Source organism: Nonomuraea sp. NPDC049028 (assembly GCF_043197735.1).
GTDB lineage: Bacteria > Actinomycetota > Actinomycetes > Streptosporangiales > Streptosporangiaceae > Nonomuraea.
On sequence record NZ_JBICTR010000008.1, the window covers coordinates 19,065 to 35,340 of the forward strand.

Here is a 16,276-nt window from a genome sequence, read left to right on the forward strand (position 1 = left end):
CGGCCGATGGCGCGCGGCCGGTGGCTCCGCGTCGGTCGGCGGCGCACGCCGCCGGTTGCTTCGCGTTGATCGGCGAGGCGTGCTCACGCAGGTGACATGATCTCGTAGAGGTTGCGGACCGCGTCGGTGAAGAACAGCCCGCGCGGGCAGAGCGGGTGGTCGATCCGTCCGTTGTCGGGGGTCGCGGGGTGGTTCCCGTACGGCACGCCGCGCTCCTGGATGCGGGCCAGGATCGCGTCGAACGTGGCCGGATCAACGTCGAACCCGAAGTGATGCCCCTCAGGATTCTCGACAATCATGTAGTCGAGCGTGAGCCGCTCATCGACCCGCACAGGGGCGAAGTGCCCGCGGGCCCCCATAGGCGGCAGGCGCTCGAGCCCCATGATGTCGGCGAAGAAGTCGGCCTCCCGGTTGTTGTCGGCCGCGGGGACGATCGTGTGGTTGAGGGACACGCTCACGCTGACTCCTCCTCCTTGAGGGCTCCGTGCAGGAACACCTCGACGAGCTGGCTCGTGGGCAGGATGGTCGACCGGGTGAACAGCAGGCTCAGGAAGATCTTGCCCACCTGAGCGACGGGCAGCCGCAGCGCCGCCTCGTCCGGTTCGAACAGGTCGGCGACCGCGTCCCCGATCAGCTCCATGGACGCCTCGCGGCTGCCCGGCTGCGGGCGGGCGCCTCGCTCACCGCCCCGGTGGCCGCTGGAATGCAGGGCTCCGGCCACGGTGCCCATGCGCGCCAGGTAGGCGCGGAGCGCGTCGGCCGCCTCGGCGAGCCGGTCGGCCAGCGGCTGGTCGAGCGAGATGGAGGCGAGCTCCGTGACCACGTGGTCGGGCCGCATCGCCTCGACCATGCAGGCGTCGAGCAACTCGTCCTTGTCGGCGAACACACGGAAGACGGTGGCCTCACCGATGCCCGCCGCTCTGGCGATCTTGCTGGTGGTGACGGCGGTGCCGTACTCGGCCACCAGGGGGAGGGCGGCGGCGATGATCATCGCGCGGCGCTCCTCCGGGCTCATTCCCGGCGCCCTGCGCCGGACTGGTTTCTCACTCACACGAACCACGGTACGGAGTGAATACTCACTCCGTCAATAGCGGAGTGAGTATTCACTCCGATGCTTGATCACGGGGCGACCCACTACCGTGGAATGATGTCGGCACTGTGACCGCCGGTCTGCCCTTCCGCCTCGCCCGCACCTCGGCCTTCGCCGCGGTGTGCCTCGGGCTGGGCGTCGCGGCGCACGCGTTCGGCGGTGGCACGGTCGGAGCACCGGCCATGGGCATCGCGCTGGGGCTGTCGTTCGCGGCGGCCTTCCCGCTGTCGGGGCGCGAGCGGACCATGGGCGCGATCCTGCCGCTGCTCGGCGGTCTCCAGGTGGTCATGCACCTGCTGTTCTCGCTGGCCCACGCCGCCTCGCCGATCGCGGCGATCGGTCACGCGCACTCGGGCCTGGTGCCGGGTCTCGGCATGCTGGTCGCGCACGGCTGGGCGATCGGGTTGACCGCCCTGTGGCTGGCGCGCGGCGAGGCCCTGCTCTGGGGGCTGCTGCGCCGTCTGGCCATACGGCTGCTGGTCGTGCTGCTGCCCGTCATCCGGGCGCCGTTCCCGGCTCCGTGTACGGCGGAGCCACCGGTCTTCCGCTCGGCCGTGCTGCGGCACGTGGTCTCTGGGCGAGGTCCGCCGATGGTCGTCGAAACCAGCTGACCTCCGTTTTGACGACCACGCCCGGCAGGGCGCGCTTCGGCGTGCCGTACCGGGTGGAGAAAGGCCTTTCCCCATGTTCTCTCGCCATGCCCTGCTGCTCGCCGCCGCCATCGCACTCGCGGGCTGCGGCTCCACGCAGGTCGCCGCCGCACCGGCCGAGCAGTCCCCCGCCGTCGCCGCCCCGGCCCTCACCATCACCGACCCCTGGGTGAAGACTGCCAAGAAGGGGATGAGCGCCGCCTTCGGCACCCTGGTCAACAACACCGGCGCCGAGGTGACGATCGTCTCCGGCGCCTCGCCGCTGTCCCCGAAGATCGAGCTGCACGAGGTCGTGGAGTCCGGCGGCAAGATGATCATGCGGCCCAAGGAGGGCGGCTTCGTCATCCCCGCGCACGGCACGCACGAGCTGCGGCCCGGCGGCGACCACATCATGCTGATGGGCGTCGCGCAGGAGGTGCTGCCGGGCGCCCGGATCCCGTTCACGCTCACCGTCAAGGGCGGCAAGCCGCTGGAGTTCACCGCGATCGGCAAGGACTTCGCCGGTGGCAAGGAGGACTACCAGCCCGGCATGGGCCACAAGTGATCAGCCGCCGGGGTCTCCTCGCCGGCGGCGCTCTGACGGCCGTGGGCGCCCTGACCGCAGCCCCCGCACAAGCCACTGTCGAGCCCTTTCATGGGCCTCACCAGGCCGGGATAGCGACGCCTCCGCAGGCGCACGCCGTCTTCGTCGGCCTCGACCTGTCGCCGGACAGCGACAAGGAGGCCGTCGTACGGCTCCTCCAGTTGCTGACCGACGACGCGCGCCGCCTCACCCAGGGGCGGCCCGCGCTGGCCGACACCGAGCCCGAGTTGGCCGCGACGGCCGCCCGGCTGACGATCACGTTCGGCTTCGGTCCGGGGCTGTTCGCGGCGGTGAAGGCGGAGTCGCCGGTGGCTCCGCTGCCGTCGTTCACGATCGACAAGCTGGACAAGCGGTGGAGCGGCGGCGACCTGCTGGCGCAGATCTGCGCGGACGACGGGGTCACCGTCGCCCACGCGCTGCGGATGATCGTCAAGGACGCCCGCGCGTTCGCCAAGGTCCGCTGGATCCAGCGCGGCTTCCAGAGCGCGACACGGCGCAACCTGATGGGCCAGGTCGACGGTACGATCCAGCCCGCCGACCTGGACCGGGCCGTGTGGATCTCCCAAGGACCCGCGTGGCTGCGCGGCGGCACCACCCTGGTGCTGCGGCGCATCCGCATGAGCCTGGAGTCATGGGACGCGGCCGACCGGGTGGCCAGGGAGTTCACGATCGGCCGCCGCCTCGACACGGGCGCCCCGCTGACCGGCCGGGCGGAACGCGACGAGGCGGACTACAGCCAGGTGAACAAGCTCGGCTTCCCGATCATCTCCGAGTACGCCCACATCAGGCGGGCCCACGTCACGGACCCGGGGCTGCGCATCCTGCGCCGTCCCTACAACTACGACGAAGGGCTCACTCCGGACGGCAAATCGGACTCCGGGCTGCTGTTCGCCTCCTACCAGGCGGACATCGACCGGCAGTTCATTCCCATTCAGCGCAACCTGGCCAAGGGCGACCTGCTGAACGAGTGGATCACACCCGTCGGCTCGGCCGTCTTCGCCATCCCACCGGGCTGCGCCCCCGAGGGCTGGATCGGGGACAGCCTGCTCAAGTGAGGCACGAGGGCGGGCGGCCCGAGGCGGGCCAGACGTAGTCCAGGTCGTCGGGCTCGTCGCCGAACAGCGGCCGGTAGAAGCCGGGCGCCTTGCGCAGCAGGGCGGAGCGGTGGCTGAGATGGAAACCGGCGTCGCCCAGCCACGGCGGCAGCTCGCCGTCCGCCTCCAGGCACACCTGGGAGCGGACGGCGGTGCTGCCACAGCGCTCGGCCAACTCCCTGGCCAGGGTGCCGGCACAGGTGTCGGCACGGCCGGTGGCGCACCACCGGCCGCACACGTCGAGCCCGTACCGCACCAGGGCCTCCTCGTAACCCGCCCACATGCGCACCGCCGGGTGGTGCCGCCAGCCGTAGCCGGGGATCGTCAGGGCGCGCAGGATCTGCAGGGCCTCGACCCGCTGCTTACCCAGCCGCAGCGGGTCGAGGACCGCCGCGGTGCGCGCGAAGTCGGGATAAGGCAGGAACGTCTGCACAGCTCCCCCGTGGTCGCCTCATGCCCACCGGCTACCCATGGCGGCTCACGATCAACCTAGAGTGGAGCCGTGCTTCCCGACCTGATCAAGCAGCTCACCGAGTCGGACCTGCCGCGCCACCACTGGCGCGGCGACGACGAGCGCGGCGGCCTATGGCTGTTCGAGACCGTCGAGGGCGAAGGCGAGCACTGGGCGGTCAGACAGATCGAGATCGGACCCGACCGCGCCGCGCACCGCTACTGGTGGCGCCATCTGCAGGACGAGCACGGCTTCCTCACCGAGCAGGCCGTGGAGATCTGGGAGCTGACCGAGATCACCGGAGCCGCCTTCGAGGCCGTGTGGGAGGCGGCCGGGTAACACCCGTGCCGGGAGGCAGTCGGATGACACAAGAGGTAGCCGAGTGACACCCGTGTGTCGATGGACCGGCGCCCCACCCACGCTCACAATCGGGCTATGGCTGAAGGTTATGTGGGTGCCAGGACGCCCCGTCGCGAGGATGCCCGGCTGCTGACCGGGCGCGCCCGCTACGTCGCGAACGTACGGCTGCCCGGCATGGCGTACGCGGTGGTCGTCCGCAGCCCCATCGCCCACGGACGGCTGGTGAGCTGGGACGCCAAGGAGGCGTGGACGGTCGACGGGATGCTCGACGTCATCACGCCGGGCGACGCCGCCGCGGTCCGCCTGCCCTGCGTCACCCTGAGCCCCGGCCAGCCCGTCACCTCCTACCTGGCGCTCGACGAGGCGATCCGCTACGTGGGCCAACCGCTCGCCGTGGTGATCGCGCGGACGCCTGAGGCCGCCAGGGACGCGGCCGACCTGCTCGACCTCGGATACGAGGCACTGCCCCCGGTGATCGGGATCGAGCGGGCGCTGGCCGATGACGCCCCGCTGCTGTACCCGGACTGGGGCGGCAACGTGCTGACCGACTTCACGCTCGGCGACCAGGACTGCGACGCGGTCATCGCCGGGGCCGCGCACGTGGTGGAGATGACGTTCACGTTCGGCCGGGCCACTCCGTACCCGCTGGAGCCGCGCGGCATCGTCGCCGACTTCACCGACGGCGAGCTGACCGTGCGGACCTCGACGCAGTCCCCGCACCACGTGCGCGAGCAGGCCGCGGACGCGCTCGGGCTCACGCACGATCGGGTACGCGTGGTGACCGGCGACGCGGGCGGCGGTTTCGGGGGAAAGGAGCACCTGTATCCGGACGAGGTGCTCATCTGCCTGGCCGCCATGCGCCTGGGCCGCCCGGTGAGCTGGACGGAGTCGCCCACCGACCGCCTCGCCGCGACCCTGCCCTCGCGGGCCGCCGTACACCGGGCCCGTCTGGCGCTCGACGCGGACGGGCGCTTCGTCGCGCTGCACGCCGACGTCGTCGGCGACCTCGGCGGCCACCCGTCGAACGTCGGCATCTCGCCGTTCGCGGTGACCGCCACGCTGCTGCCCGGCCCCTACCGCTTCGACCGGGCGGGGGTACGGCTGCGCGCCGTCGTCACGACGACCACCCCGACCGGCTCCTACCGCGGCTTCGGCCAGCCGGAGGCCACCTGGACCAGGGAGCGGCTGATCGACGAGGCGGCCAGACGGCTCGGCGCCGACCCGGTGGAGCTGCGGCTGCGCAACATGCTCGGCCCCGACGAGCTCCCCTGTACGTCCCGGACCGGGCAGGCGTACGACTCCGGCGACTATCCCCGCGCCCTGCGTACCCTGCGCGACCTGGTCACTCCCCCGGCCCGTGACGACGGGCGCAGGCGCGGCGTCGGCTACTCCTGCCATGTGGAGGGCACCGGGCTCGGCTCGTCGATGGGCATGAAGGCCATGGGCATGCTGGCCGGGGGCTTCGAGACCGCGATCCTGCGCATGGAGCAGGACGCCTCGGTCGTCGTCTCGTCGGGTGTGTCGGGGGTCGGGCAGGGCATCGAGACGGCGCTGTCCCAGATCGCGGCGGACCGGGTGGGGGTGCCGCTCGACCGGGTACGCGTGGTGCTGGGCGACACCTCGGCCACGCCGTACTCCTCGATCGGGTCGATCGCCAGCCGCTCGCTCGCGGTGGGCGGCGGCGCGCTGGCCCTGGCCGGGGACCGGCTGCGGGAGAAGATCGTGGCCATAGCCGCCCATCGGCTGGAGGCGGCGCCGGCCGACCTGGAGATCGTCGACTCCGTCGTACGCGTCAAGGGAGATCCGCAGGCGTCGCTGACGCTGCGGGAGATCGCCACGTCGGCGTGGCGGGGCTGGGACCTGCCCGAGGGGGCCACACCCGGACTGGAAGAGCGGGTCTCCTACGATCCGGCCGACATGACGTACGCCTACGGGGCGCACGCGGCGGCGGTCGCGGTCGACCCGGAGACGGGAGCGGTCGAGGTCGAGGGCTACTGGGCCGTCAACGACTCCGGCGTGCTGGTCAACCCGGCGATCGTGGAGGGCCAGGTTCTCGGCGGGATCGCGCAGGGGATCGGCATGGCGCTGACAGAGGAGATCGTCTACACCGAGGAGGGGCAGCCGGTCGCCGAGTACCTGCTGCCGACCACCCGGGAGATCCCCGACATCCGGCTCGCGACGCTGGAGGTGCCCTCGCCGCGCACGCCGGGCGGCATGAAGGGCGCCGGGGAGTCGGGGACGATCGGCCCGCCGGCGGCCATCGGCAACGCGGTCGCCGCCGCGCTGCCGGAGATCGCCGACCGCGTCACCGGAACGCCGTTGACCCCGGCCGTGTTGTGGGCTCTACTCTCTGGATGACCTACGCCCGATATGTCGCCCTCGGTGACAGCCAGACGGAGGGCCTCGGCGACGGCGACGACGTCCGGGGCCACCGCGGCTGGGCCGACCGGCTCGCCGAGCAGCTGGCCGTCGCGAACCCCGACGTCCAGTACGCCAATCTGGGCGTCCGCGGGCGCCTGGCCGGGCAGATCCGCGACGAGCAGCTCGGCCCGGCGCTGCGCCTGCGGCCCGACCTGGCCACCGTGATGGCCGGCATGAACGACCTCGTCCGGCCCGGCTTCGACGCCGTCGCGGTCGCCTCGGCATTGGAAGACATGTTCGCGCAGCTCACGGCGTCCGGCGCGTGCGTGGTGACCGTGACCTTCCCCGACATCGGCAAGATCGCTCCGCTGGCCCGGCGGCTGGTCCCCCGGGTGCTCGACATCAATGACCGGATCAAGGCCGCCGCGGCCCGCCACGGTGTCATCGTCGTCGACACCTTCCCGCACTCCTTCACCACCGACGCCAGGATGTGGAGCAGCGACCGGCTGCACGCCAGCCCGCTGGGCCACGCCAGGATCGCCGCCGCCATCGCCCATGCCATCGGGCTGCCCGGCAGCGACGACACTTGGTCGGTCCCGCTCACCCCGCTTCCCCCGGCCGCGCGCTGGCGGGTGGCCGGGGCCGAGGTGCGCTGGGTCGCGAGCTTCGCGGGGCCCTGGATCTACCGGCGTCTGCGCGGCCGGTCCTCGGGAGACGGCCGCGTCGCCAAGCGTCCCGAGCTCGGCCCGGTGCCGCCACCTCCCATGTGACCCGCCGCGACCGGGGCGCCTGGGAGCAGGGCGGGGCCGCCGAACCCTGCAGACCGGCGCCTACCGGTGAATCGGTAGGCGCCGGTCCTCGGTTCACACGCTGACGAGCACCGCCGCCACGGCGTCGGCGGTCTCGGGGTGACGGGCCAGCAGCGCGCCCGCCTCCCCGCTGGACGAGCCGCCGGACGGGCCGTCGGCGGCCTGCTGCCAGCCGCCCTCGCAGCCGAGCAGCGCGGCCACGGCGTCGGTCGCGGCCGGATGTCCCGCCAGCAGGTCGGTCACCGGGCCCGCCTGCGCGGGCGCCGCCGCACCTACTGCCTTCTTCGGGGGCTTCGCCGACCAGGGCGGTGTCCACTGGTCGAGCGCGGTCAGGCCGCCGGGGAACGTACGGCCCGCCTCGCGCACCAGTATGGGCACCAGCTCACCGGCCTGCTCGCGCAAGGTGGTGATCAGGCCGGGCAGCCACGGCAGCAGGATGGAGTCGGGCAACCGGCCGAAGGCCTTCGACATCAGCTCGACCACGAACGACGCCAGCGCGGGAGCCGGCTCCATCGCCTGCGCGAACCCGCTCATGTACTCCGGGAAGGCCGGGATCACGAGCGGGTTGGCGAGCAGCTCGTCACAGCGCGCCCGCAGCTCGGCCAGCGGCAACGTGCCGAGCAGGTACTGGGCCGACCACAGGAGGGCCACCTTGGCGGGCGCCTCCGGGTGCGACTGCCGCACCGCGATCTCCAGTTGGGCCCGCTCGCAGCCCAGTGCCAGCGCCAGGCTCTCCATCGTGAACAGGAACCCGAGCATGGCCGACACCTGCCGGACACCGGTGTACTCGTCCACGAAGGCGGTCGGCAGCAGCGTGCAGTAATGCGCGAACCCCGCCGTGACGAACGCCTCGCACCAGGCCGGCAGCTCCGGCTCGGTCGCGCGGTAGTGGGCCAGCAGCCGTCTGATCCGGCGCAGCACCTCCGGCGCGTCGTCGACGGACCGCTCGGCGGCCAGCAGCTCCACGGCCCGCGCCCCGAGCTCGTCGGTGAACCGCCGGCTGCGCAGGTAGAGGATCGAGTCCTCGACGGCCGCGAGCGCCACGGCCGCGGTCGCCTTGGGATCCCACACCTTGCGCCGTAGCCGCTGCTCCAGCACCTGCTCGACGGTGATGCCCTCGTAGCCCAGCTCGATGATCGAGCGCTGGTGCTTGCCGATCGTCAGGTCCCAGCTCTCCTGGATCGCCCGCTCGCCCAGTCGCCGCGCGCCCATGATGGGCCGTACGGCGTCGTCGGGCAGCAGGTGACGCAGGATCCACAGCAGGTCGGAGCAGGGCACCAGGTGCGGGTCCGCCTTGAGGTCCATGAGCGCCCGCTGTACCGTGCGCTTGCTCAGGTCCAGTCCGAGTGGCCGCAGCCGGTCGAACACGTCCTGGGCCAGCGGCGGCATGGCGTGGTAGCCCACCTGGCCGATCCGGTCGCCGCCGAGCAGGATCTCGCACAGGCGGCGCACGTCCCGGCGGCCCGGCACCGTGTCCTTCTCGATGCAGGTGACGGCGGCGTCCTGGAAGTCGTACGGCGTGGGACGTCCCCGGCCACGCAGCCCGGCGAGCAGGATCGACGTCTCGAACACGGCGATGGCGTCGGCGGTGCTGGACTGGTAGCCGTTGCGCCGGGCCAGCCGGACGATGTCGACGGACCAGCCGAGCAGCTCGGCCTCGTCCAGGCCGTCCAGGACCGGCGGCTTGGCCAGGAAGCCGGACAGCCGGTCGGTGACCTGCTGCGGCGGGGCGGGCGCCACCGGCTTCCGTGGCTTCTTGGCCGGCTTCTTCTGGCCCGCCAGCTGGTACGGCTTGACGCCGTCGCGCTGCAGCGCCTTCTCCCAGGTGGCCGCGGCGATCGAGACCGAGCCGGAGGCCAGGCCGAACTGGGCCTCGATGGCGGAGTGGCTCGACGGGATGAGCCCGTACAGCCATTGGGTGGCCGTACGGGGGGTGATCTCGAAGGGCGCGTCCGATGCCAGCCCGAACTGCTCCACCCGGCTGGCCGCGTGGAAGGCGCCGCAGACGTACAGGCACTCGGCCGGGTCGGCGCCCGTCTCGGCGAGGTGCTCGCGCATCCGCGTCCACATGTAGCGCTCGCGGTCCTCGTCGCGGTCCGTCCGCCGGTCGCCCTCGGGGCGCAGGCGGCGGAACAGGCTGCCGATCAGGACCATGACCTGCCGGTACGACTCGTAGTCCGCGCCGGTCAGCGGCTGCTCGACGTACTGGTCCCACCACTCCGACCAGTGCCGGACCTTGCCGTGGTGCAGCAGGTGCTCTTCCAGCTCGGCGAAGCCCGGCCGCAGGTCGCCGATCTCGACGCCCACGGCGTCGCCGTGCAGGCCCGCGTCGTCGTCCCCGCCCTGCTTGGGCTCGGCCGGGTCGGCCGGGTCGCGGGGCAGCCACTGGAAGACGTGGTCCGTCGAGCGGTCCACCAGCACCAGCTCGACGTCCGGCGTGTTGAGCGCGTACGAGATGGCCTGGTACTCGGCCGACACCTCCGTGATGGGCGCCACCACGCTGAGCGGCTCCCAGCTGGCCGGGAAGCCGTCGACGTCGGAGGCGAACGCCTGCAGCGCCACCGGCAGGCGGCAGTTGCGCAGCTCGTCGAGCAGCGGCCGCAGGTCCTCGCACAGCTCCAGGTAGATGACCTTGGGCTGCTTCTCGCGCAGGCGCCGCACCATGGCCAGCGCCGAGGCCGGCGAGTGGTGGCACACCGGGAAGATCTCGAGCTGCTCGCTCAGTGCCCGGTCGACGTCGTCGACCAGGCCCGACAGGATCCCGGCCAGGGTGTCCGGCTCGCCGGCGAACGCGGCGGCGGCGTCCAGCAGCTGCTCGCGGAGTGCGCCGAACGGGCTCATGAGAGCGTCTTGATGGCCTGGCGGCCACCTTCGAGGAAGTCCGTCCACGGCCCGCCGTCCTTCTTGCTGCGGGGTTCGACGATGCCGTGCCAGTACTTGTTCAGGATGGCCAGGTCCTCCGGCTGACGGCGGGCCAGCGAGCCCACCAGCGAGCCGCCGAGCGTCTCCGCCCGCAACTGGCGGTCGCCGAAGAACTGGCTGTGCAGGATGGCGTCCTCGAGCACGCCGATCTGCTCGGCCGTGGACAGGGCCGACTCGAGCTTGTCGTCGTCGCTCTTGGCCGAGGCCGCCGCGCTCCGCAGGTCGGCGAAGCTCTGCAGCAGGATGTCGAGCAGTGTGGGCGGCACGTCCAGCTCGATGCGGTGCCGGCGCAGCAGCTCCGTGGTACGGAACCGGACGATCTCCGCCTCGCTGGTCTTGCTGGTCACCACGGGGATGCGGACGAAGTTGAACCGCCGCTTCAGCGCCGACGACAGGTCGTTGACGCCCCGGTCCCGGCTGTTGGCCGTGGCGATGATCGAGAATCCGGGCTGGGCGAAGACGATGTTGTCGTCGTCGAGCTCGGGGATGGAGACGTACTTCTCGGACAGGATGGAGATCAGGGCGTCCTGGACGTCGCTGGTCGACCTGGTCAGCTCCTCGAAGCGGCCGATCACGCCCCGCTCCATCGCCGTCATGATGGGCGAGGGGATCATCGACTGGCGGGACTGCCCCTTGGCGATCACCATGGAGACGTTCCAGGAGTACTTGATGTGGTCTTCCGTGGTGCCGGCCGTGCCCTGGACGACCAGGGTGGAGTTGCGGCTGATCGCGGCCGAGAGCAGCTCGGCGAGCCAGCTCTTGCCGGTGCCCGGGTCGCCGATGAGCAGCAGGCCGCGGTCGGAGGCCAGCGTCACGATGCTGCGCTCGACGAAGCTGCGGTCACCGAACCACTTCTGCGGGATCTCGCGGTCGAGGCCGTCCGAGCGCTCGGAGCCGAGCACGAACAGGCGGACCATCCGGGGGCTGAGCCGCCACGAGAACGGCTTGGGGCCGTCGTCGACGGACTCCAGCCAGTCGAGCTCTTCGGCGTACTTGACCTCGGCGGGGGCACGCAGTATCTCGGTCATTCGCGGGTCTCCTAGGTGAGGAAGTTCTTGAGCTCGAGCACGAGTTTGCGGATGTGGCCGGAGATCACGGGGGTGCCCAGGTCTTTCAGCTTTTCGCGGAACCACTGGTCCACGCTGGCGTACCCCGAGCTGTTCACGGAGCCGACCGGGATGAACTTGACCCCCGAACGATGCAGGGACGTGAAGTCGTCGATCAGCGACCGGTTGTCGTAGAAGTCGGAGATCCAGACCATCACGGTGTTGCGCGGGTCGACGATCTTCGGCCGGGCCAGGGCCATCGCGACCGTACCGTCCGTGCCGCCGCCGAGCGTCGTGCGCAGCAGCACCTCGAACGGGTCCTTCACCCACGGCGTCAGGTCGAGCGCGCGGGTGTCGTAGGCGACCAGGTGCACGTCCACCTTGGGCAGCCCGGCGAAGATCGACGCCAGGATGGTGCAGTTGACCATCGAGTCGACCATGGAGCCCGACTGGTCCACCACCACGATCAGCCGGGCCGGAGTGGTCCGCCTGGCCGTGTGCTTGTAGAACAGGCGGTCCACGTACAGCCGCTCGTCCTCCGGGCTCCAGTTGGTGAGGTTCTTCCAGATCGTCCGCTCGATGTCGAGGTTGCGGAACACCCGCTTCGGCGGCACCGACTTGTCGATCTTGCCGACGCTGGTCTTCTCGACCTGCGTACGGAGCACCTCGGCGACCTCGTCGACGAACCTGCGGATCAGCGCCTTGGCGTTGGCCAGGGCGACTCCGGAGAGGTTGTCCTTGTCGCGCAGCAGCTGCTCGATGAGCGACATGCTGGGATTGAGCTGGGCGGCCAGGGAGGAGTTGGACAGCACCTCGCGCAGGCGCATGCGGCGGACCAGGTCGCCTTCCAGGTTGGCCAGGGCCTTGTTCAGCTCGGCATCGTCGATTCCGCGACCGCCGCCGCCGGTGCCGAGCCCCCGGCCTTGGCCGGATCCTTCGCCCTCCTTTTCTCCTTCGCCTTGAGCGTTGCGGCTGCCGCCGCCTCCCCCGAGTGCTTGCTTGAACCACCCGGCGTCCTTCTGCCAGGCGGCGAGCTGGGAGGCCGAGACGTCGCCCGTCCCGGTGGCGAAGACGTTGAGCAGGAGCTTGGAGATCAGCGCGGCCCTGCGCACCTGCTCACCGGAGTCCTCGGCGTCCTCGGCGTGGTCGAGCAGTCCGTCGAACTCGGCGGCGAGGTCAGGGAAGCGCTGCACGAGGTTGTCCACCGACACCGACGGGTCGAGCAGGGCGGTCGGCAGGCCGAGGTCGTCCACGACGGCCACGCTGGCCGACTCCAGGGTCGCCTGCTCCTCGGTGTTGAACACCCGGGCCAGCAGGCGCCAGTAGAGCACCTGCCGCCTGTTCTCGTTGTTGGCAGTCATTTGCGCAGCAGCCGTCCCGCCCGCTCGCGCAGCACGGCCACCGCGTCGCCGTTCTTGGTCGCGGACTTGGCGATCTTGGGGTCCGTCGGGCCCTGCGCCCAGTCGCCGTTGTGCGCGATGACCGGCTCCTTCTTGACCGTCCCCTGAACGGCGAGCGGCTGGAGCAGCCACCGGCCGGCGTCCCAGCGGAGCAGCCCGATGCACGACTCGGAGCCGCGCACGATCGCGGGCGTGAGCGGGCCGCACGACGGCAGCCGATCGGTGTCCACCGTGATCGTCTTGCCGCCGAGGTCGAACACCATCGGATCGCCCTTCCGCACGGAGTAGCCCTCGACCAGCACCGGCTCGGCGATTCGCACCGGGTGGCGCTCCAGCGGCGGCGTGGCGGGGGCGAGCGCGCTCCCCAGCTGGACCCGCGCCGTGGTGAACGGGTCCGCGGGCTTCCCCACCGTGGCCCGGTCGTCGTGCCACACCAGGTCGCCGCCGCCGAGCAGTGGCATGTCCTTGACGTCCAGGCTGCGATGCTCCGCCAGCGCGTTGAGCAACATCGGGGCCCCGGTCAACAGCCGCCACACGGCCGGGCCGACGATCGTGTCCACCTTCGTGGCGGCGACGCTCGTACGCACCAGACGGCACTGACCGCCGTCAGCGGGCTCCAGGATCGCGTGGACCTGCGCCTGCACGGCGGTGGCGTGCTCGTGCACGTCCACACCGAGCACCAGCAGCCGCCCGGACACCGGCTCGGCGGCGCCCGCGGGCAGACCGCCCGCCTGCGTGAGCATCAGCGCCCGCGCCCACAGGTCGGCCCAGCGCCGGGCGGGCACGACCTCCATCGTCGCGACCGGGCACGACGCGCGCAGCTCCCCCGCCAGGCCGTCGATCAGCACGGCCAGCCGGCGCAGCCGCGGCTCGGCCAGCAGCGCCTCCATCGTCTGGCTCACGGCCGAGACGAGGTCGTGGTCGACGCCTCGCCAGCCGGTGATGGCCAGCTCGTTGAGCCAGGACCGGCACCCGCTGAGCAGGTTGTCGGTCGTACCGGCCGCCGGCGGCTCCGCCCAGGAGTCCCGCTCCCGGCCCAGCGCCGCGTCGAGGCGGCCCAGCAGGGCGTCGTGCACCGCGCCCAGCAGCGCGGTACGCCCACCGGCCAGCGCCGTGACGTTCTCCTCCGAGACCGAGCCTGCGGCGACCTTGGCCGCCGCCTCGCCCACCCGGTCACCCAGCGGCGTGGCCGCCACCGCGCCGGCCAGGTCGGTCAGCGCCGAGGCGCGCTCCTCGCCGAGCCGGGCCAAGCCGTTCGTCAGGGCCTCGTCGAAGCCCGTCACCAGGTCGAGCGCCTCGCCGACACCCGGAAGGGGCTGGTCGGCCAACTCCGCCAGCTGCACGCTCAGCATCAGCCCACCGCCCCGGTGGACGGGAACCAGTGCAGCTCGGCGATGGGCTCGGTGGTCATGGGCAACTCCAGGTAAGCCAGGTGGCGCAGGAACCGGCTGAACACCTCGGCCCCCTGCGTACGCTCGACACCACCGTTCAGGTGGTAGGACAGCCTCTCCCCCTCGGCGAGCTCCACCCGCAGGTAGCCGGCGACCCGGTCCTGGCCGTACTGCAGCACCGCCTCATCGACCAGTGATCGCAGGTGCTTGCACATGTCGCCGTACAAGCCGCCACACGGCCGGTTGTTGTTGGTGCTGCAGTTGTAGGTATGGGTCCCGGCGGTGACCGACGAGACGTACACCCGGCTGATGTCCGAGCCGCTCGACACGACTCCCTGCAACCGCCCGTCGGCCATCTCGACGAAGGGCACCTTCGCCAGCTTGCGCGGTCTGACGGGAGAGACCACCCGTGCCACGCTGTGTTGCTCCCACGCGGTTCTGTCCGCGGTCACGCCTTTCGACCTCCAGCCCAGCGGCTCGCGGACGCCTGCCGGTGCGGCGGCACCTGTGCGAACGGCCGATCAGTGATCGCGTAATTTACCCCATTCGCGGGGAAGCGCGGGCGCGTTTCGATCACCTCCGAGAGCACGCCCGACCTTGGCTTCGACTATCGAAGTAAGAGGCATTGCCGCTAAGTGCTCCTTACAGTTAAAGTCGGCCGTCAGGAGCGAAAGCGGGCTGAGCGCCTTACCGGAGGAGCGCATGGTGGATCATGTCGACCAGGCCGGGTCTCCCCTGCGTCAGCTGCTCAAACTCGCGGTGCCCGCGCTCGGCGTCCTGGCCGCCGAGCCGCTCTACCTGCTCGTCGACACCGCCGTGGTCGGCCATCTCGGCGCGGTGCCGCTCGCCGGGCTCTCGATCGGCGCGATCGTGCTGGCGCAGATCGCCACCCAGATGCGCTTCCTGTCCTTCGGTACGACCGCCCGCGCGGCCCGGCTGCACGGCGCCGGCCGCCGTACCGATGCCGTGATCGAGGGCGTGGAGGCGACCTGGCTCGGCGCGATCGTGGGGCTGGTGCTGATCGTGGCCGGGCAACTGCTCGCCGCGCCGATCGCCGGCCTGCTCGCCGGGGACGACCGGGTCGCCGCCGCCGCGGTGAGCTGGCTGCGGATCGCCCTGCTCGGCGCCCCGATGATCCTGATCACCCTGGCCGGCAACGGGTGGATGCGCGGCGTACAGGACATGCGGCGTCCGCTCCGCTACGTGCTCGTGGGCAACGGGATCTCGGCGGTGCTGTGCCCGGTGCTCGTGCACGGGTTCGGCTGGGGGCTCAACGGCTCGGCGGTCGCCAATGTGGTCGCGCAGGTGATCTCGGCGAGCCTGTTCGTGCGGGCGCTGCTGGCCGAGGGCGTGCCGCTCGCGCCGGTCCCGGCCGCGATGCGCGCCCAGCTCGGCCTCGCGCGCGACATGATGGTGCTCGGTCTGGTCTTCCAGGCGTGCTGGGTGTCCGCGACTGTGGTCGCCGCGCACACCTCCACGGCGGCGGTCGGCGCCCACCAGGTGGTGTTCCAGCTGTGGATGTTCCTGGCCTTCGTGCTCGACGCGCTGGCCATCGCCGCCCAGTCGCTGGTCGGGGCCGCGCTCGGCGCGCGCGACGGGGAGCGGGCGCGCCGGCTGGCCTGGCAGGTGACCGGTTGCGGGTTGGTCTTCGGGGCGCTGCTCGGGGTGGTGTTCGCGGCGCTGGCCGGCATCCTGCCCCACGCGTTCACCACCGATGCGACGGTGCTGGCAGAGATGCCCCACACGTGGTGGTTCTTCGTCGCGCTGCAGCCGATCGGTGGCGTCGTGTTCGCCTTGGACGGAGTGCTGCTCGGCGCCGGGGACGCGGCGTACATGCGGACCGCGACGTTGAGTGCGGCGGTGCTGGGGTTCCTGCCGCTGGTATGGGGGTCGCTGAGCTTCGGCTGGGGGCTGGTGGGGATCTGGTCGGGCTTGTCGGCCTTCCTGGTGATTCGGATGACCACCCAGCTGGCCCGACTGCGGTCCGGCCGGTGGGCGGTGCTCGGCGCCGTACGGTGACCCGGCGGTTGAGCGGTGCTCGGCGCCGTACGGTGATCCGGCAGTTGGGCGGTGCTCGGCGCCGAACGGTGATCCGGCGCCGAGTCCGCAAAGGCCTCGG

Annotated in this window: 15 protein-coding genes; 7 read left to right on the top strand and 8 right to left on the bottom strand. The window is 71.6% G+C overall.

Annotation, left to right across the window (positions count from 1 at the left end; genetic code table 11):
- Positions 1 to 83: 83 nt before the first annotated feature.
- Positions 84 to 458, bottom strand: coding sequence for a VOC family protein (locus ACGFJ2_RS30355; RefSeq protein ID WP_357938237.1), 375 nt, complete (start codon positions 456 to 458; stop codon positions 84 to 86).
- Positions 455 to 1,051 carry a TetR/AcrR family transcriptional regulator gene (locus ACGFJ2_RS30360; protein ID WP_357938235.1) on the bottom strand — a complete coding sequence of 199 codons (597 nt, stop codon included), beginning with the start codon at positions 1,049 to 1,051 and terminating at the stop codon, positions 455 to 457. Before ACGFJ2_RS30360 ends, ACGFJ2_RS30355 begins: the two co-directional genes overlap by 4 nt.
- Positions 1,052 to 1,158: 107 nt before the next feature.
- Here ACGFJ2_RS30360 and ACGFJ2_RS30365 point away from each other — a divergent pair, with 107 nt between their 5' ends.
- From ACGFJ2_RS30365 to ACGFJ2_RS30375, 3 genes are all read left to right on the top strand, one after another.
- The gene (locus ACGFJ2_RS30365; RefSeq protein ID WP_393474047.1) at positions 1,159 to 1,701 is read left to right on the top strand and encodes an MFS transporter; all 543 of its coding nucleotides are present in this window, start codon (positions 1,159 to 1,161) and stop codon (positions 1,699 to 1,701) included.
- Positions 1,702 to 1,774: 73 nt separating this feature from the next.
- Entirely contained in the window at positions 1,775 to 2,284 is a 510-nt protein-coding gene (locus ACGFJ2_RS30370; protein WP_393474049.1) for a copper chaperone PCu(A)C, read from the top strand.
- On the top strand, positions 2,281 to 3,378 hold the full coding sequence (locus ACGFJ2_RS30375; RefSeq protein ID WP_393474051.1) for a Dyp-type peroxidase: 1,098 nt from the start codon (positions 2,281 to 2,283) through the stop codon (positions 3,376 to 3,378). The genes ACGFJ2_RS30370 and ACGFJ2_RS30375 overlap by 4 nt, the downstream gene beginning before the upstream one ends.
- Here the strand turns inward: ACGFJ2_RS30375 and ACGFJ2_RS30380 are convergent.
- Positions 3,371 to 3,850: an MSMEG_6728 family protein gene (locus ACGFJ2_RS30380; protein WP_357938227.1), complete on the bottom strand. Its 480-nt coding sequence runs from the start codon at positions 3,848 to 3,850 to the stop codon at positions 3,371 to 3,373. The two genes, ACGFJ2_RS30375 and ACGFJ2_RS30380, sit on opposite strands and share 8 nt — an antisense overlap.
- Positions 3,851 to 3,919: 69 nt before the next feature.
- Between ACGFJ2_RS30380 and ACGFJ2_RS30385 the strand changes: the two genes are divergently transcribed.
- The 3 genes from ACGFJ2_RS30385 to ACGFJ2_RS30395 all read left to right on the top strand — a co-directional run bounded on the left by ACGFJ2_RS30385 (position 3,920) and on the right by ACGFJ2_RS30395 (position 7,359).
- Positions 3,920 to 4,207: a hypothetical protein gene (locus ACGFJ2_RS30385; RefSeq protein WP_357938225.1), complete on the top strand. Its 288-nt coding sequence runs from the start codon at positions 3,920 to 3,922 to the stop codon at positions 4,205 to 4,207.
- Between the two features lie 96 nt (positions 4,208 to 4,303).
- Positions 4,304 to 6,586 (top strand): xanthine dehydrogenase family protein molybdopterin-binding subunit, encoded by a 2,283-nt coding sequence (locus tag ACGFJ2_RS30390; RefSeq protein WP_393474054.1) that lies wholly within the window; start codon positions 4,304 to 4,306, stop codon positions 6,584 to 6,586.
- The gene (locus ACGFJ2_RS30395) at positions 6,583 to 7,359 is read left to right on the top strand and encodes an SGNH/GDSL hydrolase family protein (RefSeq protein WP_357938221.1); all 777 of its coding nucleotides are present in this window, start codon (positions 6,583 to 6,585) and stop codon (positions 7,357 to 7,359) included. The genes ACGFJ2_RS30390 and ACGFJ2_RS30395 overlap by 4 nt, the downstream gene beginning before the upstream one ends.
- A gap of 93 nt (positions 7,360 to 7,452) precedes the next feature.
- Here the strand turns inward: ACGFJ2_RS30395 and ACGFJ2_RS30400 are convergent, their stop codons facing one another.
- The 5 genes from ACGFJ2_RS30400 to ACGFJ2_RS30420 are packed head-to-tail and all read right to left on the bottom strand — an operon-like array spanning position 7,453 to position 14,609.
- Positions 7,453 to 10,239: a DUF5682 family protein gene (locus ACGFJ2_RS30400; protein ID WP_393474059.1), complete on the bottom strand. Its 2,787-nt coding sequence runs from the start codon at positions 10,237 to 10,239 to the stop codon at positions 7,453 to 7,455.
- Positions 10,236 to 11,348, bottom strand: coding sequence for an AAA family ATPase (locus ACGFJ2_RS30405; RefSeq protein WP_358430499.1), 1,113 nt, complete (start codon positions 11,346 to 11,348; stop codon positions 10,236 to 10,238). The genes ACGFJ2_RS30400 and ACGFJ2_RS30405 overlap by 4 nt, the downstream gene beginning before the upstream one ends.
- An 11-nt stretch (positions 11,349 to 11,359) precedes the next feature.
- Positions 11,360 to 12,727 (bottom strand): VWA domain-containing protein, encoded by a 1,368-nt coding sequence (locus tag ACGFJ2_RS30410; protein WP_393474061.1) that lies wholly within the window; start codon positions 12,725 to 12,727, stop codon positions 11,360 to 11,362.
- Positions 12,724 to 14,118: a hypothetical protein gene (locus ACGFJ2_RS30415; protein WP_393474063.1), complete on the bottom strand. Its 1,395-nt coding sequence runs from the start codon at positions 14,116 to 14,118 to the stop codon at positions 12,724 to 12,726. The genes ACGFJ2_RS30410 and ACGFJ2_RS30415 overlap by 4 nt, the downstream gene beginning before the upstream one ends.
- Positions 14,118 to 14,609 (bottom strand): hypothetical protein, encoded by a 492-nt coding sequence (locus tag ACGFJ2_RS30420; RefSeq protein WP_357938211.1) that lies wholly within the window; start codon positions 14,607 to 14,609, stop codon positions 14,118 to 14,120. The genes ACGFJ2_RS30415 and ACGFJ2_RS30420 overlap by 1 nt, the downstream gene beginning before the upstream one ends.
- Positions 14,610 to 14,859: 250 nt before the next feature.
- On the opposite strand from ACGFJ2_RS30420, the gene ACGFJ2_RS30425 reads away from it, so the two are divergent.
- Complete coding sequence (locus tag ACGFJ2_RS30425) at positions 14,860 to 16,176, top strand: MATE family efflux transporter (RefSeq protein ID WP_393474069.1); 1,317 nt, start codon at positions 14,860 to 14,862, stop codon at positions 16,174 to 16,176.
- Positions 16,177 to 16,276: the final 100 nt, after the last annotated feature.

Excerpts from the sequence above, each read along its gene's own strand:
- ACGFJ2_RS30410 (WP_393474061.1), bottom strand. The coding sequence starts at position 12,727 with ATGACTGCCAACAACGAGAACAGGCGGCAGGTGCTCTACTGGCGCCTG.
- ACGFJ2_RS30390 (WP_393474054.1), top strand. The coding sequence starts at position 4,304 with ATGGCTGAAGGTTATGTGGGTGCCAGGACGCCCCGTCGCGAGGATGCC.
- ACGFJ2_RS30395 (WP_357938221.1), top strand. The coding sequence starts at position 6,583 with ATGACCTACGCCCGATATGTCGCCCTCGGTGACAGCCAGACGGAGGGC.
- ACGFJ2_RS30425 (WP_393474069.1), top strand. The coding sequence starts at position 14,860 with ATGGTGGATCATGTCGACCAGGCCGGGTCTCCCCTGCGTCAGCTGCTC.
- ACGFJ2_RS30400 (WP_393474059.1), bottom strand. The coding sequence starts at position 10,239 with ATGAGCCCGTTCGGCGCACTCCGCGAGCAGCTGCTGGACGCCGCCGCC.
- ACGFJ2_RS30370 (WP_393474049.1), top strand. The coding sequence starts at position 1,775 with ATGTTCTCTCGCCATGCCCTGCTGCTCGCCGCCGCCATCGCACTCGCG.
- ACGFJ2_RS30415 (WP_393474063.1), bottom strand. The coding sequence starts at position 14,118 with ATGCTGAGCGTGCAGCTGGCGGAGTTGGCCGACCAGCCCCTTCCGGGT.
- ACGFJ2_RS30405 (WP_358430499.1), bottom strand. The coding sequence starts at position 11,348 with ATGACCGAGATACTGCGTGCCCCCGCCGAGGTCAAGTACGCCGAAGAG.